The organism is Neomelitea salexigens DSM 19753, from assembly GCF_000422345.1.
GTDB classification, from domain to species: Bacteria; Pseudomonadota; Gammaproteobacteria; order Pseudomonadales; family Spongiibacteraceae; genus Spongiibacter; species Spongiibacter marinus_A.
Genome location: NZ_AULP01000008.1, coordinates 62968 through 85033, shown reverse-complemented (window position 1 = coordinate 85033; position 22066 = coordinate 62968). Strand labels below are relative to the sequence as shown.

The window sequence follows — 22066 nt, the reverse complement described above, 5'->3', positions numbered from 1 at the left end:
ATTCATGTAACGACGATGCTTCAGGATCAGTGTAGTCCCGCAGCCGCACCGCTGCAATAGGCGTTTAAAGCAATTGCTGTGCCGATTTTTTGATCAAAGGGTAAATGTGTCGCCGAGGTAGATGTCTCGCACGATCTGGTTGTTGAGTACGGCCTCGGCATTGCCCTCAGCAACGATGCGGCCTTCGCCAACTATGTAGGCTTTTTCGCAGATATCGAGGGTTTCTCGCACGTTGTGATCGGTAATTAGGACGCCGATGCCGCGCGCCTGCAGGTGGCGAATAATCTGCTGAATATCGTTCACCGAGATGGGGTCTACCCCTGCAAAGGGCTCGTCGAGCAGAATAAAGCTGGGCTCGGTGGCCAGTGCGCGCGCAATTTCTACTCGGCGTCGTTCACCGCCCGAGAGCGCCATACCTGGCGATTGGCGAATATGGGCAATGTGAAACTCTTGTAGCAGTGCCTCGAGTTTTTCTTTGCGTTGCTTACGATTCAGGTCGCTGCGGGTCTCCAATATCGCCATGATGTTATCCGCGACGCTCAGCTTCCGGAATATGGATGCTTCCTGGGGGAGGTAGCCCACTCCATGTTTGGCCCGACCTTGGATGGAGAGTGGTGTCAGGTCTTTGTCGTCGAGCTGAATGCGGCCGCGGTCGGCGTTGACAATGCCGACGATCATGTAAAAACAGGTCGTTTTCCCCGCCCCGTTGGGGCCCAACAAGCCGACTATTTCACCGCTGTTAATGCTCAGGGAGACGTCTTTGATTACCTCTCTGCCCTTGTAGGCTTTAGCGAGGTTGCTGGCTTTCAATACGGGCATGTTAGCGGGGAGTCTCCGGGGTTTCGGGGGTGGTGCTTGGCGCGGGGCTATCGGTATCACTCACGCCCTGCTGAGGCTGTAGGGTCATTTGTACCCTGCCATCGAGTTTGTGGCTGCCGCCATCGGCAATGACCATTTGCTTGCGCCCGCTGTATACAATGCGGTCGCCACTGATCTTGGAGCCCTGGTGCCGGATGGTGGCATCTTTCTGTAGCAGGATTTCCTCCGCATTTAGGCTGTATTCAATGAGCCTTGCGCTGGCGACCACGACGCCTTCCCCGGCTCGGGGTTGTTGCTCAAAATGGGCGGGGCTGCCGTGGGCAATGACCTTGGTTACTTTTCTGTCAGCCTCGACAATAATCAGCTTGTCTGCGCGAATAATCAGGCTGCCCTGCGACATATTGACGTTGCCCGTGTAGATGCCGCGATTGTTTTCATAGGTGGCTTTATCTGAGCTGAGATTGATGGCCTGGCGGCGGTCATCGGGCAAACCATGCACGTTGCCGGCGAGGCAGAGCAGGGCGCTAATAGCGAAGGTGCGTAGATTATTGCGGTTCATAGTGTCCTTTTACCTTCGCGAGCAGCTCGACTTTCTCGTTGACGAGGTCGGCCGTCATGCCCTCCGACTGGGTTTCGCCATTGGGTAGTTGCAGTCGCAGTGGCTGATCCGTCGCAACCAGGCTTTGCTCCAGGTCAATGCTGAGTCGCTCTGTGTGGATTTGCGCTTCGCGAATTAAGTCTTCAACAACAACACTGCCACGCAACTGCAGTTGTTGGCCGTTTTGTGACAGTGTGCCGGTAATGGCTTGCGCCGTCCACGGCCGCTGCTCGCCGATATTGCCGATGTAGAAGGGCTGATTGAGGCGGATGCTACCCGAGGAAATCATTCGTTCGGCACTGTCTGCACGCCAGCGATATGCCACATTGCCGTCTTGGCGGTATTTCAAGCCTTCGATGCCCTGAAGGTGGGAGTCAACATCGGGGATGGCCTCAAAGCTGTCAGTCAGGCTCAATTTGCCGCTCTCGCTGAATTGCGTGAGGTAGATAACGGTGCCCGCTATGGCGGCCAGTACCGACAGGACCGATGCGGCGTTAATATTGAATGACGGCGCAGCCATTTACAGGAACTGCTCGAGTGCGTCGTTGAGCTTGCCTTGAGACATCAATATAAGCTCGGCGATCTCTCTCACGGCGCCACTACCCCCCGCAGCGCGCGTTTGCCAGTCGGCATGGCGGGCGACGAAGTGGTGACCATTGGCGACGGTAATGCCCAAGCCCGCTGCTCGAATCGCGGCTAAGTCGGGTAAATCGTCACCCACGTAGGCGATTTGATCGTAGCTTAACTTGAGGTCTTGGCGCAGTTCTTCAAGTGCCGTGCCTTTGTCTTCCCTGCCTTGATAGATTAGGTCGATGCTCAGTTCTCGCGCTCGTCGCAGCAGCAGTTCAGAGGTTCTGCCAGTGATGATGGCGGGGCGGATACCGACGTCGCGCAGCAGTTTAATGCCCAGTCCATCAAGGATGCTGAACGTTTTCATTTCCTCGCCGCTATTGCCAAAGTATAAGCTGCCGTCGGTCAGTACGCCGTCGACGTCCATTGCCAGTAGGGTGACCGTTTTTGCTTTTTCGAGAATGGTTTGCATGGTGTTCCCTGTTTTAGGCGACGCCGGCTTTAAGCAGGTCGTGGGTGTGGATCACGCCTACGGGTTTTGCGTGGTCGTCTAGAGCGACCAGTACGGTGATTTTATTATCTTCCATAATGCGCAGTGCTTCTGCGGCCAGTATGCCGGGCTTGATGCTGCGGCAGTTGGTGGTCATTACGTCGTCTATTTTCGCCTGATGAATGTCGACGCCGCGGTCGATCGCGCGCCGCAAGTCGCCATCAGTGAAGATACCCGCCAGGCTGCCGTCTTCATTGAGTACGGTGGTCATGCCCAGCGCTTTGCTGCTCATTTCCAGCAGCGCATCGCTGAGTTTGGCGCCGGCATTGATGTGCGGTATGGCGTCCCCAGTGTGCATAATATTGTCGATCTTCAACAGCAGGCGTCGGCCCAGCGCGCCGCCGGGGTGAGAGAAGGCAAAATCATCGGCGGTGAAGCCGCGGGCCTCCAGTAACGCGATAGCGAGCGCATCGCCCATTACAAGCGTTACGGTAGTGCTGGATGTCGGGGCAAGGTTCAGAGGGCAGGCCTCTTGTTCTACGCCGACGTCGAGGTGGACATCCGCACTGCTGGCGAGCTCTGAGTTGGGCTTCCCCGTCATGGCGATCACGGGTACGGCCAGTAGCTTAAGCAGCGGGATCAGGGTGACCAGTTCTGCAGTTGACCCCGAGTTTGACAGGGCGATAACCACGTCACCCGCGGTAATCATCCCCATGTCGCCGTGGCTGGCTTCCCCGGGGTGAACGAAAAATGCTGGGGTGCCGGTACTGGCAAGGGTTGCCGCGAGCTTATTGCCGATGTGTCCCGATTTACCCATACCGGTGACAACAACCCTGCCTTTGCAGTTAAGAAGAAGTTCGCAGGCGCGGTTAAAGCTGTCGTCGATACGCTCGCCGAGCGCGTCGACGGCCTCTGCTTCCATGCGAATAACGCGTTTAGCAGTGTCGAGATAGGAAGATGCCATCGTTGGGAGGAAACCTCATTATTGCAATAATGCCGTTAAGCGGCGGCTAATTTTCGCTATGATAATTTCCAATGTGAAAAATTAACAGGTTTACCTCGTCGTCGTGCGGGGAGCCAATTCCGTAAACTGCTGTCCTAGCAAGGGTGTAGGGCAGGCTATTCGCGGTAATGCGGGTCGTGGCTTAACTATCGGAGATAAAAAATGTTCAAACAAATGCTTTTGGCGCTGGGTTTGGTGGTGTTTGCGGGCGCCGTGTCGGCGGCTGACGCTCAGCGCGGGCCTCATGAGGTGGTGGCGGGTACCACGCAGGAATTGATGAAAGTGATTGAAGAGGCGCGCGAGTACGTTGCTGAAGACCCGCAACGTTTTAACGACGAAGTGCGTCGAATTATGGATGAGGTTGTGGATTTTCAGAGCTTTGCTCGCGGGGTAATGGGTAAGTACGGTAGTCGTGCGTATTACCAGAGCTTGCGCACCAAAGAGGAGCGGGAGCAGTTTCGTGACAATGTGATTCGCTTTACCAAGAACTTCAAAGACGGCTTGATCAATACCTACGCAAAGGGCCTGCTTGGCTTCAATGGCAACAAGATAGAAGTGCTTCCGCTGCCAGCCGATGCGGATTTATCGGGTAGCGTCGGCGTGCGTCAGCACATCTACGGTGAGCGTGCTGAGCCCTATGAAGTAGTTTACACCCTGCGCCGTGGGCGCGATGGCGACTGGAAGCTACGCAACGTGATCATAGAGGGGCTGAATTTGGGGCTGATCTACCAAAATCAGTTTACTACCGCGGTGGCGACCTATGATGGCGCTATTGATAAAGTGATCGACAATTGGACGGTTGCTCCGAGAGAGGTGATGGAGCAAGCCGCCAAGTGAAGACCTGCGGTGGTCTTCTCGCCAAGACCGCCGCAATTGCGTACAATTCGCCGCCTAATTTTTGTATTTACGGAATACCTTAGGCATGCAAGCAGAACAGATCCTGGCGCGACTCCGCGAACACTTCGCAGATGGTGTTTTTGAAGTGAGTGGGGAAGGTAATCATTACGATGTGCAAGTGATCAGCGATGCCTTTGCCGGTCTTCGCCCGGTGAAGCGCCAGCAGCTGGTATATGCCGCCGTAAACGACTGGATTAAAGACGGTTCTCTCCACGCTATTAATATTAAGGCGCTGACCCCTGCCGAAGCCTGATGGGCAAATAGGTAGTTGGCGGCGCAGGAGCTCTCATGGATAAATTATTAATCCGCGGCGGTGGTCCGCTCAGCGGAGAGATACGCGTTTCAGGTTCAAAAAATGCGGCCCTGCCGATACTGGCGGCGACGCTACTATCCAGTGAGCCGGTAAGAGTTAGTAATCTGCCCCATCTTCACGATATTACTACCATGATCGCCCTGCTGCGTAGCATGGGGACTGAGCTGTTGGTCGACGAGAAGCTCTGCGTTGAAATCAACGGCGCGACGACGAAGCAAACCACCGCGCCCTACGAATTGGTGAAAACCATGCGGGCGTCGATTCTTGTGCTCGGTCCGCTTTTGGCCCATTTTGGGCGCGCCAGAGTGTCTTTTCCCGGCGGCTGTGCAATCGGCAGCCGTCCTGTCGATCAGCATTTGCGTGGCCTGGAGGCCATGGGCGCGCAGATCGAAGTCGATGAAGGCTACATCACCGCAACGTGCCCCAACGGGCGCTTGAAGGGTGCCCATATTTTGTTTGATATGGTCACCGTCGGCGGTACAGAGAACGTTCTTATGGCGGCGTGTTTGGCCGAGGGGCGGACGGTTCTGGAAAATGCGGCGCGAGAGCCAGAAATTATTGACTTGGCGAATTGCTTGATCGCCATGGGTGCCAAGATTTCCGGCCATGGTAGTGCAACCATCACCATTGATGGTGTGGAAAAGTTAGGTGGCTGCAGTTATTCGGTGATGCCAGACCGCATAGAGGCGGGAACCTACTTAGTTGCTGCTGCAGCAACGCGCGGCAATATTAAACTGCGGGATATCGATCCCAACACGCTAGATGCCGTGCTGGTTAAGCTTGAAGAGGCCGGCGCGAAAATAGCGTATGGCGAAGACTGGATTAGCCTGGATATGGAAGGTCGACGCCCCAAGGCAGTGAGCTTCAAGACCGTGCCTTACCCGGGATTCCCCACAGATATGCAGGCGCAGTTCACGGCGATGAATGCGGTGGCTGAGGGCGTTGCCAAAGTGAGCGAAACCATCTTTGAAAACCGCTTGATTCAAACCCACGAAATGAATCGTATGGGTGCGAACATTAGTGTCGATGGCAATACCGCGTTGATTACCGGAACTGAACGCCTGAAAGGTGCGCCGGTGATGGCCAGCGACTTGCGCGCGTCGGCGAGTCTGGTGATCGCTGGTTTAGTGGCTGACGGTGAGACACTCGTGGATCGCATCTACCATATTGATCGCGGGTATGAGTGTATTGAAGAAAAATTCTTGTCGCTCGGTGCCGACATTCGCCGAGTAAGCAGTTAAAAAATATTAGTTTGGCCATTGCCGCAGGTGTTGCTGGTATAGCCTAATTTGGGAGTTGTAAGCGTGGATCAGCCAATTACCATAGCGCTAACGAAGGGGCGTATTCTCAAAGAGACGCTGCCTCTTTTGGCGGAGGCGGGTATTGAACCGCTGGAGGATATTTCCAGTAGCAGAAAGTTGATCTTCGCGACAAATCATCCCCATATTCAATTGATCGTGATTCGAGGTACGGACGTACCGACATACGTTAAGCTGGGATCGGCTGATATCGGCATCGCCGGTAAAGATATGCTGCTGGAGTTGGGTGCTGAGGACATGTACGAGCCTCTGGACCTGAACATCGCGCGGTGCAAGCTAATGACCGCTGGGCGGGTGGGTGAGCCTCTGCCTCAAGGGCGCGTGCGTGTTGCGACAAAGTTTGTAAACGTTGCTCGCCGCCACTTTGCCGAGCGCGGTATTCAAGTGGAATTGATCAAGCTTTACGGTGCCATGGAGCTGGCGCCGCTGATGGATCTTGCCGATCTAATCGTCGATATCGTTGATACCGGTAATACCTTGCGAGCGAACGGTATGGAGCCCTTGGAACTGATCTCCCCAGTAAGTTCGCGGTTAGTGGTGAACCGGGCGGCAATGAAGCGCAAGCACGCGGTCATTCAGGGCATTATCAACGACTTGGAAAAGGCAGTTAGCGCACGAGCCGCGGAGGCCTGAAAATGAGCAAGGCAGTGATCAACAGAATGAGCCGCAGCGCGCCGGACTTTGATGCCCGGCTCGATGCTTTGCTCGCCTGGGATTCTGTGTCGGATGCGGGTGTCGTGAGTACGGTTGCCAGTGTGCTGGGCGAGATACGAGAACATGGCGATTCCGCGCTGTTGGACTACACGCGTCGTTTCGATAGCGTAGAGGCGGAATCAGTCGCCGAGCTGGAGTTCAGCCAGCAGCAGTTGCACGCCGCATTGCAGCGTATTGACGCGAAGCAGCGGCAGGCTCTAGAGCGGGCGGCAGAGCGAATTCGGTTGTACCATGAGCACCAGCGCCAGGAGTCGTGGCAATATCAAGAGGCCGATGGAACGGTGCTTGGTCAACAAGTGCGTCCCATGGATCGCGTGGGGTTGTATGTGCCCGGTGGCAAGGCAACCTACCCGTCGTCAGTGTTAATGAATGCGATTCCAGCAAAAGTGGCTGGGGTGGCTGAGCTGGTTGCAGTGTCACCCACGCCGGGTGGTCAAGCGAACGACATGGTCTTGGCTGCTGCAGCGATTGCCGGTGTCGATCGACTGTTTGCGATAGGTGGTGCGCAGGCGATTGCGGCGCTTGCCTATGGTACCGAAACCATTCCTAGGGTGGATAAGATTGTCGGGCCTGGCAATATCTATGTCGCCACGGCAAAGCGGCAAGTGTTCGGCAGCGTGGGTTTGGATATGATCGCTGGCCCCTCGGAGATACTGGTTGTCTGTGATGGCAAAACCGACCCCGACTGGATCGCAATGGATTTGTTCTCACAGGCCGAACACGACGAAGATGCGCAATCATTATTGATATCGCCCAGCGCGGAATACCTTGATCAAGTGGCGGCAAGTATTGACCGACTTTTACCGACAATGGAGCGCGAGGATATCATCCGGCGTTCGCTGAGTGACCGTGGCGCGCTGATCGCTGTGGCCGATATGTCGGAAGCTATCGAGCTGGTAAATCGTATTGCGCCGGAGCACTTGGAGTTGTCCGTTGACGAGCCCGAGCAATATTTGCCGCAGATCCGTCATGCGGGGGCGATCTTTCTGGGTAGGCACACCCCGGAAGCCTTGGGGGATTACTGCGCAGGGCCTAATCACGTGCTGCCGACGTCTGGCACTGCGCGTTTCTCATCCCCGCTTGGCGTATATGACTTCCAAAAACGCTCCTCGGTGATTAACTGTTCTCCTGCCGGCGCAGCTGTGCTCGCTGAAACCGCGTCGGTGTTGGCGCGTGGTGAGTCGCTGACGGCACACGCTCGAAGTGCCGAGTATCGTCTCCGAGATGGGGGTGGCGATGAGTAGGTTTTGGAGCCCCCGCGTTAAGGAGCTTGAGCCATACGTGCCGGGCGAGCAGCCCAAGCTGAGCCAGTTGACGAAGCTCAATACCAACGAGAACCCTTTCCCGCCGTCGCCTCAGGCTATTGAGGCAATGAAGGCGGCGCTGGGCGATGATTTGCGGTTATACCCAGACCCAAATGCGGACAGCTTGCGGGCAGCGATTGCCAGTTATTACGGCGTTGAAGCCGGCCAGGTGTTCGTGGGGAATGGTTCCGACGAGGTGCTGGCTCATATTTTTAATGGTCTCTTCCAACACGGCCGCCCGCTGCTCTTTCCCGATATCAGCTATAGCTTTTACCCCGTGTATTGCCAGCTGTATAACATTCCTTTTGAGCGCATCCCGTTAACGGACGATTTTGCGATAGATGTTAGTGACTATACCGGCATCAACGGCGGAATTATTTTCCCTAACCCCAATGCCCCCACTGGCCGCTTGCTCCCCTTGGACGAGATTCGTCGCTTGCTGGCGGTGAATAACGAAACTGTTGTCGTTGTTGATGAGGCGTATATCGACTTTGGCGGCGAGTCGGCAGTTGGTTTGGTGAATGAGTATCCCAATTTGCTGGTAACGCAAACCTTCTCCAAGTCGCGTTCCTTGGCGGGCCTGCGAGTGGGTTTGGCGATTGGCTCAACAGAGCTGATTGACGCTTTGGATAGAGTAAAAAACAGCTTCAATTCCTACCCATTGGACCGCTTGGCATTAGCGGGGGCGGAAGCGGCGATTAACGATCGGGAGTACTTTACTCAGTGCTGCGATGCGGTGATTGCCGAGCGTGAGCGCTTGCGCGCTGAGCTCAGTCAGCGGGGGTTTGAGTCGCTGCCCTCTGCGGCAAATTTTTTGTTCACGCGCCACCGGACGCTGGCAGCTGCGGATATTGCCGCGGCCCTGCGAGAGGATGGGGTGATTGTGCGGCACTTCAAGCAGCCGCGTATCGATAATTATCTGCGTATTACCGTGGGCACTGCCGAGCAGCACGCTCAGTTGTTGGCGTCTTTCGACGCTCGCTTTCCCCGCTAGCCGCCCTGTTGCTCAGGGCGCATTGTAACTTTGGTGGTTACCGAGAATGGCTTGTTGCTGCGCAGCAGGCCTAGTCGAACGGTCTCGCCTGGGCGGGTGTCGGTGATGAGTCTCATCCCAGCGTGGCCGTCGCCAACTTTCTCGCCGTTGATCTCCGTTAAAATATCACCCAGTTGAAGACCCGCGGTGGCCGCGGGGCCATTTCTGGCTAGGCCTGTGATAACCACGCCATTGGTGCCCGTGCCCAGAGGCTGAACTTCAATCCCCAGCCAGCCCCTTACCGGCCGTCCGTAGCGGATGAGGTCGTTCATGGTGCGCAGTGCAAGGTCGGTGGGTATCGCAAGGCCAATACCTGTGGAGCCGCCACTCTGGGTATAGATAGCCGTGTTAATGCCCAGAAGCTTGCCGTCGCGGTCGATCAATGCACCGCCGGAGTTACCGGGGTTGATCGCGGCGTCGGTTTGAATAAAGTTTTCGAGCTGGCTCAATCCCAGTCCATAGCGCCCTGTTGCGCTGATGATCCCCTGGGTTACGGTTTGGCCAAAGCCGTAGGGGTTGCCAATGGCCAGCACAATATTGCCAACCCGCGCCTGCTCTGGTTGCCCGGCTTGAATGGCGGTTAGGTTTTCCAGGTCGATCTTGAGCACCGCCAAATCGGTGTCGGAATCACTGCCGATCACGCTGGCTAGCGCTTGGCGGCCGTCTTGCAGCATCACCAAAATTTCGTCGGCATCTTTAATAACGTGAAAGTTAGTAAGCAGATAGCCGCGCTTGTCGACGATAACCGCCGAGCCAAGGCTGCGCTCCAAGTGTTGCCGTGCCCTGCCGCTGCGGTTGAAGAAGTGCTTGAACAAGGGGTCGTTGGCGAGAGGGTGGCGCTGCTGTACCACTTTGGTGGTGTAGATGTTAACGACCGCGGGTGCCGCCTTCTCCACGGCTGCTGAATAATCGCCCGGTGCTGCGCCACCTGGCTGATAAGAAAGGATGAATAGCCCGAGCAACAGTCCGCAGATACTCGGCCAGAAAAGCGTTTTCAGAAAGTGCAGTTTCACCGCAGCGCCTCAATTTTCACCAGCATAATCGTTAGCCGGGAGCAGGGCTGTGGTTCTGGCGTCCGGCGGGGCGTGATAGCCTATCACGAATGTGAACGATTCCGAATTAACAAGGGGGAAATGTGGCGACGAGTGTGCAGGAGACGAGTTTGCAAGAGTTGGTGGCGGAAGCGAACGCCATTATGGAGCCTGAGGCGTTTACGGATTACTGCCCAAACGGCCTGCAAGTAGAAGGGCGGGCAGAGGTGCGGCGTATCGTCAGCGGGGTGACGGCCAGTCAGGCGATGATTGATGCTGCTGTGGACGCAGGCGCTGATGTCCTGCTGGTTCACCACGGTTTTTTTTGGCGCGGTGAGGACCCATGCGTAAAAGGCATGAAGCGCCGGCGCCTCCAGCGATTGTTAGAAAGTGGCGTTAGTCTTGTTGCCTACCATCTGCCTTTGGATGCCCACCCGGTGCTGGGTAATAACGCTCAGTTGGCAAAAGAGCTGGGTATTGTGGTGGAGTCGGGGTTGGACGGCTCGGCTAGGCCGGTCGGCAATGTGGGGCGTTTGAGTGAGCCGATGGCAGCGCGCGCCTTTGCTGCCAAAGTGGCCAGCGTTCTCGGCAGAGAGCCTTTGTTAGAGGCGGTGGGGGAGCACCCTATTTGCCGGATTGCTTGGTGTACGGGAGCGGCGCAATCGTATATTGATCGTGCGGCCGAGTTGGGGGTAGATGCCTACCTGAGTGGCGAAGTATCGGAGCCGACCATTCACAGCGCAAGGGAGCAGGGGCTGCACTACATTGCTGCGGGCCACCATGCCACCGAGCGCTACGGCGTGCGCGCGCTCGGTGCCACGCTAGCGGAGGCGCTGGGGATCGAGCATCAGTTTATCGATGTTGATAACCCAGCGTGAGCGGGGTTAGGCGTGGGGCGCTACCGGCGGTTTAGGCTCCTGTTCGGGTTCTGATTCCTTGTCCAGGCCGAACTCTTCGTGGAGGGCGCCCTTGCTGCCCGGTTGTCGCGGTGCATAGTCCAGTGGCTGCTGAGAAGGTTTGCCGGCAGCGGGGTTGCCCTCGAGGACGGGGCGGCCCTCGGGAAGGGTTTGCAGGGGACTGATGCCTGTGCTGTGCAGGTCGCGTGCGCCACTAGCGATGTGGTTGTGAACGTTGCGGTAGCTTTCTGCAAGGTCGTTGAGTAGCTCTGCAGTGCGGTCGAAGTGGCCGCTGACTTCTTGCTGGTAGTCCTGTTGCTGCTTTTGCATGTCGTTAAACTGCTTTTCCAAGGCAGCGCGACTCTGCTGTTCTGGCCTGATGCGGCTGAGCATAAAGTAGCCTGCGGCACTGCCTATCAGCAGGCAGATAATGGCTACGGCGATCAGGGTGCTCAATTCGTACACAGTGTTTCCTCCTTACTCACGACATGTTGTCGTGTTTCGCGACAGTATAACTGGCTCGGGTGATTGGGGCAGCCAGCTGAGGGGAAAAATTGCCAATTGGCATTGCGCTGGGTAAAGTTGCCGCCGTCAAAACTAGGGAGAGCAGTATGTCTTCACCTCTACAGCGCTACCAGAGAGATATTGAGTCGGGCGGGTTTTCCCATGACCAGGCTCAAGCGCATGCTGTTGCGTGTTTGCAGCGTTTGTACGAGGAGCTGATTGCTGCACCACCGAGAAGTCGGGGGCGCGGTTTGGCGGGAGTCTTTGCCAAGTTTCGTAAGGCGCCGCCGGTCGCATCTATTAAGGGACTCTATTTCTGGGGTGGAGTGGGGCGCGGCAAAACGTATTTAATGGATACGTTTTACGACACTCTGCCGTTTGACGATAAGCTGCGCGCGCACTTTCATCGATTTATGCAGCGTGTTCATCGCGAGCTAAAGGATCTGGCCGGGGAGAAAAATCCCCTGGTCATGGTGGCAGATCGCATAGCGGATGAGGCGAGGGTCATCTGCTTTGATGAGTTTTTTGTCTCCGATATCACTGATGCCATGATTCTTGCAGGCTTGTTCGAACGCTTGTTTGAGCGCGGCGTGGTGTTGGTTGCCACCTCGAATATTGTTCCCGACCAATTGTATAAAGATGGTTTGCAACGGGCGCGCTTTTTGCCTGCTATCGCCTTGATTCAAGAGAATGTTGAGGTGGTGAATGTCGATGGTGGGGTGGACTACCGTCTGCGGGCCCTCGAGCAGGCGGAGTTGTACCACAGCCCCCTGGACGACCAGGCGGAGGCCAGCTTGCAGCGCAGCTTCACCAGTTTGGCACCGGAGGCGCCCGAGGCTAATGTTGCGCTGGATATTGAGGGGCGAAATATTGTAGCCAAACACGTCGCTGACGATGTTGCGTGGTTTGAATTCGATGAGCTGTGTGATGGCCCCAGAAGTCAGTACGACTATATCGAACTGGCGAGAATCTTCCACGCAGTGGTGATTGGCAATGTGCCAATACTGGGCGCGGGAAGAGATGATCAGGCGCGACGTTTTATAAATTTGGTCGATGAGTTTTACGACCGCAATGTAAAACTGGTATTGTCTGCAGCCGCACCGTTGGCGTCACTGTATGCTGGCGGACGATTAGATTTTGAATTTGAGCGTACCCAGAGCCGTTTGCTCGAAATGCAGTCCAAGGAATATCTGGCGCGAGAGCACCGCCCATAGCGGCGGTTTACTCTCTTGGTTTTGTTTAAGAAAGCTGTGTTTTTAGCTTGAAAATCATTTGGCGCTTATGTAGTATTCGCGCTCTTTGTTCGGTACGGTCCCCATAGGCGAGATTCATGAAAACCTTTAGTGCAAAACCCAACGATGTCACTCGCGACTGGTTCGTGGTTGACGCCGCCGACAAAACATTGGGTCGTCTGGCCAGTGAGATTGCGCATCGCTTGCGCGGTAAGCATAAGCCTGAGTACACGCCTCATGTCGATACCGGCGACTACATTGTTGTTGTCAACGCGGAGAAAATTCGCGTAACTGGCAAGAAAACGACAGACAAGATTTACCATCATCACACTGGCTACCCCGGTGGTTTGAAGTCAATCAGCTTCGAAAAGCTGATCGATAAAGCCCCCGAGCGAGTTATTCAGGGTGCGGTTAAAGGCATGCTGCCTAAAAACCCCCTGGGTCGAGCTATGTTCAAAAAACTGAAAGTTTATGCTGGCGCTGAGCATCCTCACACTGCCCAACAGCCCATCGAACTGAATATTTAACGGAAGCGTACTATGTCAGCCACTCAATATTACGGCACTGGTCGCCGTAAAACTTCTTCAGCTCGCGTCTTTCTGAAGGCGGGAAGCGGTAAAATTTCGGTCAATGATCGTGAGCTGGATCAATACTTTGGTCGTGAAGTTGCTCGTATGATCGTTCGTCAGCCTCTGGAGCTGGTCGATATGGTTGAGAAGTTTGATATCAAAGTAAACGTCAGCGGTGGCGGCAGCTTTGGTCAGGCCGGTGCGATTCGTCACGGTATTACACGTGCGCTGATGCAGTATGACGAAGCCTTGCGTGGTGACCTGCGTAAAGCCGGCTACGTGACTCGTGATGCTCGCGAAGTTGAGCGTAAGAAGGTTGGTCTGCGTAAAGCGCGTAGAAAGCCACAGTTCTCCAAGCGTTAACCACTGCGGCCGAATGGCCGGAAGGCGCTTTGGCGGCTATCGGAAAACGCCCAACAGAAAAACTGTGGGCGTTTTTTTTTGCCCGTTTGAGAGGCGGGATAATGCTGGCGAGCAGGGAATTGATTGTCAGTCCGGGCCAAGTTCATTAGTATTTGGCCCACTTGAAATTAGCTGTCGCTCCCTTTTTGGGGCGGTTTAGTCTGATTATTCGTATGTTATGGGGGAAACGTCATGAGTAATGACGGCGTAAACACGGGGCGTCGGCGCTTTCTGACCGCAGCTACCTCGGTGGTCGGTGCCGCAGGCGTAGTTGGGGTGGCAACGCCATTCGTGGGCTCTTGGAATCCCAGTGCCAAAGCTAAAGCGGCAGGTGCACCGGTAAAGGCTGATATCAGTAAATTAGAACCGGGCCAAATGGTCGTAGTAGAGTGGCGTGGTAAGCCAGTGTATGTACTGCGCCGCACAGAAAAGCAGGTCGAAGAGCTTTCTACTATCGAAACGCATTTGAAAGACCCCGCATCTGAAGGCGCGCAGCAGCCTGAGTACATTGAAGGTGTTGCTCGCTCCATTCGGTCTGAGTATCTCGTTTTGATCGGATTGTGCACCCATTTGGGTTGTGCGCCTAAGCACCGTCCAGAAGTGGGTGTTCCCGACTTGGGTGGCGATGCCTGGGTAGGCGGCTTCTTCTGTCCTTGCCACGGTTCACGCTTCGATCTGTCTGGTCGCGTTTACGCGGGCTCACCTGCGTCGCGTAACTTGGATATTCCGCCATATTCATACGAAGGTGACAATGTACTCGTCATCGGTGTCGATCAGGGGGCTGCGTAATGAAGATGTTAATTGGTCTGCGCGACTGGGTTGATGCCCGCCTACCAATTATGCGTGCATGGGATACCCATATGGGTAAGTACTATGCGCCTAAGAACTTTAACTTCTGGTATTTCTTCGGTGTTTTGTCTTTGCTGGTGTTGGTAAACCAGCTGCTGACCGGTGTATGGCTGACAATGAGCTTCACGCCGAGTGCTGAGGAGGCGTTCCGCTCCGTTGAATACATCATGCGTGATGTTGAGTACGGCTGGATTATACGCTACATGCACTCCACTGGGGCATCGGCGTTTTTCGTTGTTGTCTACTTGCACATGTTCCGTGCCCTGCTTTACGGCTCGTATAAGAAGCCCCGTGAGCTGATTTGGGTATTCGGTATGTTCATCTTCCTGGCGCTAATGGCAGAGGCCTTCGTAGGTTATGTGTTGCCATGGGGCCAAATGTCATACTGGGGTGCACAGGTAATTATCTCGCTGTTCGGTGCCATTCCGGTTGTCGGTGAAGATATCGTGCAGTGGATCCGCGGTGACTACCTGATTTCTGGTATTACCCTGAACCGCTTCTTTGCTCTGCACGTTGTTGCGCTGCCTATCATTCTGCTGGCCTTGGTTGTACTGCACATTCTCGCCCTTCATGAAGTGGGGTCAAACAACCCCGACGGTGTTGATATCAAGAAGAACAAGGATGCCAATGGTGTGCCTCTGGACGGCGTTGCCTTCCACCCTTATTACACCGTGCACGATCTGACGGCGGTAGCGGTGTTCTTGTTTGTCTTCTGTAGCATCATCTTCTTCATGCCTGAAATGGGCGGTTATTTCATCGAGTTTGCGAACTTTGAAATCGCCAATGGCTTGAAGACGCCTGAGCACATCGCTCCAGTTTGGTACTTCACACCGTTTTACTCGGTGCTGCGTGCAGTTCCGGATAAGCTGTGGGGCTTCGTTGCATTCGGCGCGTCTGTAGCGATTCTGTTCCTGTTGCCTTGGCTTGATCGCAGCCCAGTGAAGTCGATTCGCTATAAAGGGCGGATCAGTAAGGTTGCTATCGTACTGTTTGCGGCAGCCTTCCTGATTTTGGGTGTGCTGGGTGTTAAGGCGCCGACCGAAGGCCGTACTTTGTTGGCTCGAATTTGCTCAGTGATTTACTTTGCCTTCTTCCTGCTAATGCCTTTCTGGACCAAGTGGGAGGCGACTAAAGCTGAGCCTACCCGGGTGACCGATGGCGGCATGGGCTTCTGGAAGAGCATGGGTGTTCTGCTGGTCGTAGCGCTGTTGACCATCGTTCCGCTGAAGGCGGTCGGTGCGGAGTCGGCGCATAACTGCGGCACTATGGATTGCGATGAAATTCAGACGGACGTTACCAATTTGCCGTCCCTGCAACGTGGCGCCCAGACCTATATGAACTATTGTATGGGGTGCCATTCTTTGCAGTACGGGCGTTATCAGCGTACTGCCAACGACCTGAATATCCCCGAAGACTTGTTTGAGCAGTACCTTAAGTTCGATCAGTCGGCCAAAATCGGTGCATTGATGACCAATGCGATGGATGAGGCCGAAGCAAAGAAATGGTTTGGCGCTGCGCCACCGGATCTGACGCTGGTTGCGCGTGCGCGTAACCCCGACTGGCTTTACACCTACCTGCGCACTTTTCACGCTGACCCTTCACGCCCTTACGGCGTAAATAACCGCGTGTTTAAAGATGTTGGTATGCCTCACGTTCTCGCTGAGCTGCAGGGTATGCCTGAGTGCGCACCGGGCCCGGTGCAGGCGGCCAATGGTGGTATACTGCGCGACCCGTTAACCGGTGAAGATGTGCTTTTCGATGAGAACGGTAATGCACTGAATCCATGTGGCAGTTTCACCTACGCTACTGAAGGGTCTTTGACTCCGGAAGAGTATGATGCCGTTATCTACGACTTGGTGAACTTCCTTGAGTACATGGGAGAGCCTATACAAGCGAAACGTAAGCGCATCGGCGTTTATGTGCTGGCGTTTATTGCGCTGTTCTTCGTCTTTGCTTACCTGCTTAACCGCGAGTACTGGAAAGACGTGCACTGATTTAAACCTGCTAATAGCTGGGTTTTATGGACGGGCGGCCTCAAATTGAGGTCTGCCCGTTTCTTGTCATATAGATTGATAGTTTGAGGTGAGTTCAATGGGCGTTGTTGCCAAGCGTTCTACAATGACATTCTTTTCTGATGCAGCCAGCCACTATAGCCACCGTGTGCGGATCGTATTGGCAGAAAAGGGTGTAACCGTCGATATTGTTGACGTTGATCCAAGCAACCTTCCAGAGGAAGTCGTAGAGCTCAACCCCTATGGTAGCTTGCCTACTTTAGTGGATCGCGATTTGGCACTGTATGAGTCAAAAGTGATGATGGAATACCTCGACGAGCGTTTTCCTCACCCCCCTTTGCTGCCGGTATACCCAGTAGCCCGTGGAGAAAGTCGCCAGTACATCTACCGCATTGAGCGCGACTGGTGCCGCCTGGTTGATGAAATTCAGAACGGCAGTCAAAAAGCGCAGGATAAAGCGCGCAAAGAGCTTCGCGACAGCCTGCTGACGATTGCGCCAATCTTTGCAGAAAAGCCGTTTTTCATGAACGAAGAGTTCACATTGGTGGACTGCTGCCTGGCCCCTATTCTGTGGCGATTAGAAGTGCTGGGCGTGGAAATTCCTCAGACGCGTCAGTCCAAGCCATTGTTGGAATACATGGTTCGCCTTTTTGAGCGTCCCTCATTCCAGGAGAGCCTGACCCAGAAAGAGCGTGAAATGCGCGGCGAAAACAGCGCGGCTTAATCACTATGGCAATGAACTCCAGCCGGCCTTATATGATCCGAGCGATCTATGAATGGGTTGTCGATAATGACTGCACTCCCTACATTCTGGTAAATGCCATGATGGAGGGGGTGGAGGTGCCCCAACAGTTTGTACAAGACGGTCAGATCGTTCTTAATATCTCTCCGTCCGCTGTTGTTGGCCTTGATGTTGGAAACGACGAGCTGGGTTTCCGGGGGCGGTTTGGCGGTGTTGCGCAAGATATCCGCGTGCCCGTTGCGGCTGTGCTCGGAATTTACGCCAGGGAAAATGGCCAGGGCATGCTGTTTGATGCCGAAGAGCCGCCGACAACACCGCCGGATGGGGCGGGCTCCGACGCGACGTCGGGCAGTAAGCCTCAGCCGGGGCGGCCAAGCCTGAAAGTGGTCAAGTAGCAGTCGTGGCTCGAGTCCTCGGGCTACTTACCTACCTAGTAGTATTCAAATACCCTTACTACTTTTTGCACGCCTTTTGTTTCGCTGGTCACGCGCGCCGCGATATCTGATTCACTCTTTGATACTAAGCCCATCAAATATACGACGCCCTTTTCGGTAACGACCTTGATGCGCGATGCGTCCAGCTGTTCGTTGAGGGATAAGCGGCTTTTGACTTTGGTGCTCAGCCAGCTGTCATTGCTGCGTGTGAGCATGCTGCTGGCTTCGCCAATGCTGAGTTCGTTGTGCACCTTTCGTACCTTTTTGAGCTTGTCGGCAACGGCGGCGGCTTGCTGTTTTAGCTCGGCGTTAGCCACTTGCCCCGTGAGCAACACAATGCCGTTGTGACTCGTGACGTTAATGTGCGCATCTTCAAGCTCCGGGCGGGTTTTGCGGATATTAACAGTGGCTTTGGTTTCGATAATTTGGTCGTCAATATAACTGCCAAGGCTCCGGCTACCGGGATCTTCCTGTATCGGTGCATCGTTAGTGGCGGTGAGTATCTGAGTACAGGACGCCAGGCTCAGGGACAAAGCGAGCGCCTGCAAGGTGCGTAGGTAAGTATTCATATCAATAACTTCCAAATAGTTGGCTGTCGATGAGTTCGCATATTGCGTGAACAGCGACAAGCTGCATTTCTGTTAAGCGGGCGGCATTGTCGACGGGGAAGACCAGCTCAATATCGTCAGCTTGTAGCAGTGCGCTAGCGTCACTGGCGTCTGGCCCCGAGAGGCCGATTACGCGCATTTCACGTTCGTGTGCAGCCTGTATGCAGCGCAGCGTATTCGCACTGCCGCCCTGATAGCAGATGAAAAGGCAGTCACCGCGATGGCCTAATGCTCGGATTTGATTGGCAAATATATCGTTGTAACCTGACTGGGATGCGATTGCCGTGGCGGTCGCTGAATCCGTCGTTAGCGCCATTGCTGGAAGCGCAGGACGTTCGTGCTGAAAATGATTGAGCAAGTTGGTAACAAGATGTTGGGCGATTAAGCCCTGAGTGCCCTCGCCACAACAGATAACTTTATTCTCGCTGAGCATGGACTCGACGATACCTTCACTGGCTTTCGCAATACCCTCACCAAGTGCTTCCATGGTGTACATGCAGCTCTCTATGTGGCGATGAAACAGGTCTACCACGTGTTCTGATTGATCCACAGTGCGGAATCCTTATAGCTGAAAGGCGTTAGGTAGCCAGTGTAGTTGGAATTTACCTTGCTGCTCCGATGCTTCAATGACATCGAAACGGCAGGGAAGTTCGCACTGGCTGTGGGTTGCTAGGTAGAGTGAGGCCGTTTGGATGATGCGCTGTTGCTTGTGTCGGTCGACAGATTCGGCACCACCGCCGAAGCGACGGTTATTGCGCAAGCGGACCTCCACAAACACCAGTGTCTCGCCGTCTTTAGCGATAATGTCGATCTCGCCAAAGCGGCTACGAAAATTTTGCTGGACGATGATAAGGCCTCGTTTGCGCAGGAAGTCGCAGGCTAAGCGTTCGGCGTTATCGCCTTTTTGCTTGCGGTTAAACAAGTTTATTCCTGGTTGGATGCATCGATGACCGCGACACCCCCGCGAATTTCGGCCAGAGTGAGTTCGCGCTCTATTTGGCCCAGGGCATTCAGGGTGAGTGTGCCGGTTTCGCCGAACACCTGCCCGCTGCCTGTGCGTAATTGATTAATACGCATATGCAAACGGAAGCTGTCTACGCCCAGGGCGTACATGCGCTGAAAGGCGTCGCTGCGAGCAAAGTGCGCATTGATGGCTTGGCGTATGGCGGAGTCACTATTGAACACCCAGGGAATATCGACAAAGTGAATGCCGTTGATGTCCCGGTCCCGGGAGCGGTCAGTGTTGCCGCGGTAGATGTGTGATGTCGCGTAGACGGGCAGGTCGCCCGCATAGTGATAAGCCAGGAGTGGCTTCACCGCGCGCCCTTCGTTCGGGCGAGCGACCAAGAAAATCATGTCGGCATCGCTGCGGCGATAGGGTTCGAAGTAAGGTGTCATGCCAATAATTTGTTGCAGGCGACGGCGACGCTGTTCACTTTGGTCGATATGAAGTAGTTGTTTTATGCGCTTGGAATAGTCGTTTGATTTCGCATTGAAGTTAGTGCTGTCGCTAATATATCCGCCGGCTTGTTGCCAGCGCTGCGCGAAGGCCTGTGCCACCTTGCTGCCCCAGTTGCCCTCCGGGGTGATGATCATGGCGCGTTGTAGGCCTTTATTGCGGGCAATATCAGCGATCTGCTGCGCTTCATCTTGCGGGTTCAGGCCGAATTGATAGAGGCCGCTGGGGAATTGATCCCCGTCGATACGATTGAGCGCCAGGGTGGGGATCGGCATCATTTTGGGGTGCTGACTAATCAGTTCATTGAGCTTTTCCTTGCGCAGCGGGCCAATAGCCAATTCGCAGCCGTCGCTAATGGCTTGATCAAGCAGCCGGTTGATGTCGCCGCTACCGCTATCGTAGAGAATAATTTCCGGGGTCCTGGCCTGGTTTTCCTGCGCCTGCATGTAGGCGGCGATAAAGCCATCGCGTATGGCCTTGCCATAACTGGCAAAGCGTCCGGTGAATGGCAGGATGAGCGCGAGTTTCGTCGGCTGGTCGACAATTAGGCTGTCGAGTTGATCCAGGCCACCGGGCAGTGGGTCGCGACCGGGGTGGTTGGGCCAGCGTGCCAGCCACGTATCGCGCTGGCGAATCTGCGCTTCAATATCGCCTTGATTGTCTTTGGCGACGGAGGCAAGTTCGAGCCAGCCGAGATAGTCGCGGTTGCTGGCGCTGTCGAGCTTGTCGAGCAGTACGGACGTTGGGATCTGCATCAGCGATTGCCAAATAGCGTCGCGGTTTTGCTCCTGCTGACTGGGAGTGAGCAGCGGATCGATAAATATCCATTCCCGGACGGCGGCGAGGTGGTCCCCCTCAATGGCAAACAGCGACGCCCTAAGTTGGCTGAATTGTAGTTGGCGCCGAAGGGGGGCTTCCAACATCGCCTGCTCAACTAATGGGTCTGACAGTTGAATCAGCGCTTCGCTAAACTCCGCGTGCGCGCGGTGAATCCGCGCCCTGACAAGGGCCAGACGAAGGGCTTGATTCGGCGTTAATTCCGGTGCGACCAAATCTCGTACGGTGTCGTCTGCGCGCCCCATTTCCCCGTCTCTGAGAAGCACTTCGGCCGCGCGCAGTTGAAGCTCCTGTGCGGCTTCTGGGTCTAGGCTCATGGCCTGTTGCAGCCACAATTCAACATCTTCGGATTTCGCTGTGGCGGGGTTAAACTCTGGTGCTTGCCGGTTTATCGGGGTGCTGGGGCGCTGGCGAATTTCATCGTAGCTTGTCAGGGGTTGCCGTTGCGTAGAGGTTGGCGAACTTGGTGCGCTGGAGCAGGCAGCGAGTGCTGCGCCAATGATCGCGAGCGCGAAAAATCTTGTCTTCATCATTATGCCGTTGTTAGTCTTCGCCAGCTGGTTCATTAGAGGATAGTCCTTTTGGAGTCGACTCCCACGCTTTATGTCGTTGCCACACCTCTCGGGAATCTCGCCGATATGGTACCCCGAGGGCTGGAAGTCCTACAATCGGTAGATCGGATTGCGGCTGAGGATACGCGCCGCAGCGCCCCTTTATTAGCGCATTTCGGTATTACTACCCCTATGATCGCCTACCATGACCACAGTGGTAGCAAGGATACCGAGCGCTTGCTCGATATGCTGCGCAACGGCGGTAGTATCGCGCTCATTTCTGATGCTGGCACGCCGCTGATATCAGACCCCGGTTATCGCCTTGTTGATGCGGTATTAGCAGAGGGGTTTCGGGTATCGCCAATCCCGGGGCCAAGCGCTCTGATTGCCGCCTTGTCGGTCGCAGGTTTGCCGTCAGACCGTTTTACATTTGAAGGGTTTATGCCCGCCAAAGAGCAGGCACGCCGTAAGCAGCTGGACGCCCTCAAGGCAGAACCTCGCACCATGATTTTTTATGAGGCCCCCCATCGGTTGCTGGATTGTGTGCAGGATATAGCGCGATGCTTTGGTGGTGATCGTGTAGTGGTGTTGGCGAGGGAGCTCACTAAATTGTATGAAACGGTGGCAAGGCTTCCGGCTGATGATCTAGTGGCTTGGGTGGCAGGCGATCGCAATCAGCAGCGGGGTGAGTGTGTGTTGTTAGTGGCGGGGTATCAGGCGAAGGAGGGTGACCTTAGTCCGGAGGCAGTGCGCTGTTTCGATATACTTCGCAGCGAACTGCCGATGAAGCAGGCAGCTTCAATGGCTGCGAAGCTTACTGGCGTTAAGAAAAACCGTCTTTATCAATATGGATTAGAGCAACCCCTAAAAAAATAGCATC

General features: G+C 55.0%; 26 protein-coding genes. 15 read left to right on the top strand and 11 right to left on the bottom strand.

The features are described from left to right. Positions 1-93: 93 nt before the first annotated feature. The 5 genes from lptB to H573_RS0112420 are packed head-to-tail and all read right to left on the bottom strand — an operon-like array spanning position 94 to position 3441. On the bottom strand, positions 94-819 hold the full coding sequence (lptB, locus tag H573_RS0112440; protein ID WP_027874568.1) for an LPS export ABC transporter ATP-binding protein: 726 nt from the start codon (positions 817-819) through the stop codon (positions 94-96). A 1-nt stretch (position 820) separates the two neighbouring features. Beyond that, complete coding sequence (gene lptA, locus H573_RS0112435; protein ID WP_027874567.1) at positions 821-1378, bottom strand: lipopolysaccharide transport periplasmic protein LptA; 558 nt, start codon at positions 1376-1378, stop codon at positions 821-823. Further along, positions 1365-1937 carry an LPS export ABC transporter periplasmic protein LptC gene (gene lptC, locus H573_RS0112430; RefSeq protein ID WP_027874566.1) on the bottom strand — a complete coding sequence of 191 codons (573 nt, stop codon included), beginning with the start codon at positions 1935-1937 and terminating at the stop codon, positions 1365-1367. Before lptC ends, lptA begins: the two co-directional genes overlap by 14 nt. Further along, positions 1938-2459, bottom strand: coding sequence for a KdsC family phosphatase (locus H573_RS0112425; protein ID WP_027874565.1), 522 nt, complete (start codon positions 2457-2459; stop codon positions 1938-1940). A gap of 13 nt (positions 2460-2472) precedes the next feature. Continuing rightward, on the bottom strand, positions 2473-3441 hold the full coding sequence (locus tag H573_RS0112420) for a KpsF/GutQ family sugar-phosphate isomerase (RefSeq protein WP_027874564.1): 969 nt from the start codon (positions 3439-3441) through the stop codon (positions 2473-2475). 201 nt (positions 3442-3642) lie between these two features. Here H573_RS0112420 and H573_RS0112415 point away from each other — a divergent pair, with 201 nt between their 5' ends. From H573_RS0112415 to hisC, 6 genes are all read left to right on the top strand, one after another. Next, the gene (locus tag H573_RS0112415) at positions 3643-4317 is read left to right on the top strand and encodes an MlaC/ttg2D family ABC transporter substrate-binding protein (RefSeq protein WP_027874563.1); all 675 of its coding nucleotides are present in this window, start codon (positions 3643-3645) and stop codon (positions 4315-4317) included. 85 nt (positions 4318-4402) lie between these two features. Beyond that, positions 4403-4630: a BolA family protein gene (locus H573_RS0112410; protein ID WP_027874562.1), complete on the top strand. Its 228-nt coding sequence runs from the start codon at positions 4403-4405 to the stop codon at positions 4628-4630. Positions 4631-4665: 35 nt separating this feature from the next. Then, positions 4666-5931 (top strand): UDP-N-acetylglucosamine 1-carboxyvinyltransferase, encoded by a 1266-nt coding sequence (gene murA, locus H573_RS0112405; protein WP_027874561.1) that lies wholly within the window; start codon positions 4666-4668, stop codon positions 5929-5931. 63 nt (positions 5932-5994) lie between these two features. Further along, positions 5995-6642: an ATP phosphoribosyltransferase gene (gene hisG, locus H573_RS0112400; RefSeq protein WP_027874560.1), complete on the top strand. Its 648-nt coding sequence runs from the start codon at positions 5995-5997 to the stop codon at positions 6640-6642. Positions 6643-6644: 2 nt separating this feature from the next. Beyond that, the gene (gene hisD / locus H573_RS0112395) at positions 6645-7967 is read left to right on the top strand and encodes a histidinol dehydrogenase (RefSeq protein WP_036256723.1); all 1323 of its coding nucleotides are present in this window, start codon (positions 6645-6647) and stop codon (positions 7965-7967) included. Continuing rightward, on the top strand, positions 7960-9021 hold the full coding sequence (gene hisC / locus H573_RS0112390; protein WP_027874558.1) for a histidinol-phosphate transaminase: 1062 nt from the start codon (positions 7960-7962) through the stop codon (positions 9019-9021). Before hisD ends, hisC begins: the two co-directional genes overlap by 8 nt. On the opposite strand, the gene H573_RS0112385 is transcribed toward hisC, so the two are convergent. After that, a complete protein-coding gene (locus H573_RS0112385; protein WP_027874557.1) occupies positions 9018-10073 on the bottom strand; it encodes a trypsin-like peptidase domain-containing protein in 1056 nt (351 codons plus the stop codon). The genes hisC and H573_RS0112385 overlap by 4 nt on opposite strands. 122 nt (positions 10074-10195) lie before the next feature. On the opposite strand from H573_RS0112385, the gene H573_RS0112380 reads away from it, so the two are divergent. Further along, positions 10196-10969 carry a Nif3-like dinuclear metal center hexameric protein gene (locus tag H573_RS0112380; protein ID WP_422730528.1) on the top strand — a complete coding sequence of 258 codons (774 nt, stop codon included), beginning with the start codon at positions 10196-10198 and terminating at the stop codon, positions 10967-10969. Between the two features lie 6 nt (positions 10970-10975). Here the strand turns inward: H573_RS0112380 and H573_RS18070 are convergent, their stop codons facing one another. Continuing rightward, positions 10976-11452: a Z-ring associated ZapG family protein gene (locus H573_RS18070; RefSeq protein ID WP_051171270.1), complete on the bottom strand. Its 477-nt coding sequence runs from the start codon at positions 11450-11452 to the stop codon at positions 10976-10978. Positions 11453-11598: 146 nt separating this feature from the next. Here H573_RS18070 and zapE point away from each other — a divergent pair, with 146 nt between their 5' ends. The 7 genes from zapE (at position 11599) to H573_RS0112340 (ending at position 17692) form a co-directional block, all read left to right on the top strand. Beyond that, a complete protein-coding gene (gene zapE / locus H573_RS0112370) occupies positions 11599-12705 on the top strand; it encodes a cell division protein ZapE (RefSeq protein WP_027874555.1) in 1107 nt (368 codons plus the stop codon). A gap of 116 nt (positions 12706-12821) precedes the next feature. After that, on the top strand, positions 12822-13250 hold the full coding sequence (rplM, locus tag H573_RS0112365) for a 50S ribosomal protein L13 (protein WP_027874554.1): 429 nt from the start codon (positions 12822-12824) through the stop codon (positions 13248-13250). A gap of 12 nt (positions 13251-13262) precedes the next feature. Continuing rightward, entirely contained in the window at positions 13263-13655 is a 393-nt protein-coding gene (rpsI, locus tag H573_RS0112360; protein WP_027874553.1) for a 30S ribosomal protein S9, read from the top strand. A gap of 231 nt (positions 13656-13886) precedes the next feature. Beyond that, on the top strand, positions 13887-14483 hold the full coding sequence (petA, locus tag H573_RS18065) for a ubiquinol-cytochrome c reductase iron-sulfur subunit (RefSeq protein WP_036256721.1): 597 nt from the start codon (positions 13887-13889) through the stop codon (positions 14481-14483). Continuing rightward, positions 14483-16537: a ubiquinol-cytochrome c reductase gene (locus H573_RS0112350; protein ID WP_027874552.1), complete on the top strand. Its 2055-nt coding sequence runs from the start codon at positions 14483-14485 to the stop codon at positions 16535-16537. Before petA ends, H573_RS0112350 begins: the two co-directional genes overlap by 1 nt. Positions 16538-16634: 97 nt before the next feature. After that, entirely contained in the window at positions 16635-17279 is a 645-nt protein-coding gene (gene sspA, locus H573_RS0112345) for a stringent starvation protein SspA (RefSeq protein WP_027874551.1), read from the top strand. Positions 17280-17284: 5 nt separating this feature from the next. Then, entirely contained in the window at positions 17285-17692 is a 408-nt protein-coding gene (locus H573_RS0112340; RefSeq protein ID WP_027874550.1) for a ClpXP protease specificity-enhancing factor, read from the top strand. A gap of 35 nt (positions 17693-17727) precedes the next feature. On the opposite strand, the gene H573_RS0112335 is transcribed toward H573_RS0112340, so the two are convergent. The 4 genes from H573_RS0112335 to H573_RS18060 are packed head-to-tail and all read right to left on the bottom strand — an operon-like array spanning position 17728 to position 21201. After that, positions 17728-18300 (bottom strand): BON domain-containing protein, encoded by a 573-nt coding sequence (locus H573_RS0112335; protein WP_027874549.1) that lies wholly within the window; start codon positions 18298-18300, stop codon positions 17728-17730. A 1-nt stretch (position 18301) separates the two neighbouring features. Then, positions 18302-18889, bottom strand: a complete 588-nt coding sequence (locus H573_RS0112330; RefSeq protein ID WP_027874548.1) for a D-sedoheptulose-7-phosphate isomerase — start codon at positions 18887-18889, stop codon at positions 18302-18304. 12 nt (positions 18890-18901) lie between these two features. Next, positions 18902-19261: a YraN family protein gene (locus H573_RS0112325; protein WP_027874547.1), complete on the bottom strand. Its 360-nt coding sequence runs from the start codon at positions 19259-19261 to the stop codon at positions 18902-18904. 2 nt (positions 19262-19263) lie between these two features. Next, a complete protein-coding gene (locus tag H573_RS18060; RefSeq protein ID WP_051171268.1) occupies positions 19264-21201 on the bottom strand; it encodes a penicillin-binding protein activator in 1938 nt (645 codons plus the stop codon). Positions 21202-21216: 15 nt separating this feature from the next. Between H573_RS18060 and rsmI the strand changes: the two genes are divergently transcribed. Next, positions 21217-22062: a 16S rRNA (cytidine(1402)-2'-O)-methyltransferase gene (rsmI, locus tag H573_RS0112315; RefSeq protein WP_027874546.1), complete on the top strand. Its 846-nt coding sequence runs from the start codon at positions 21217-21219 to the stop codon at positions 22060-22062. Positions 22063-22066: the final 4 nt, after the last annotated feature.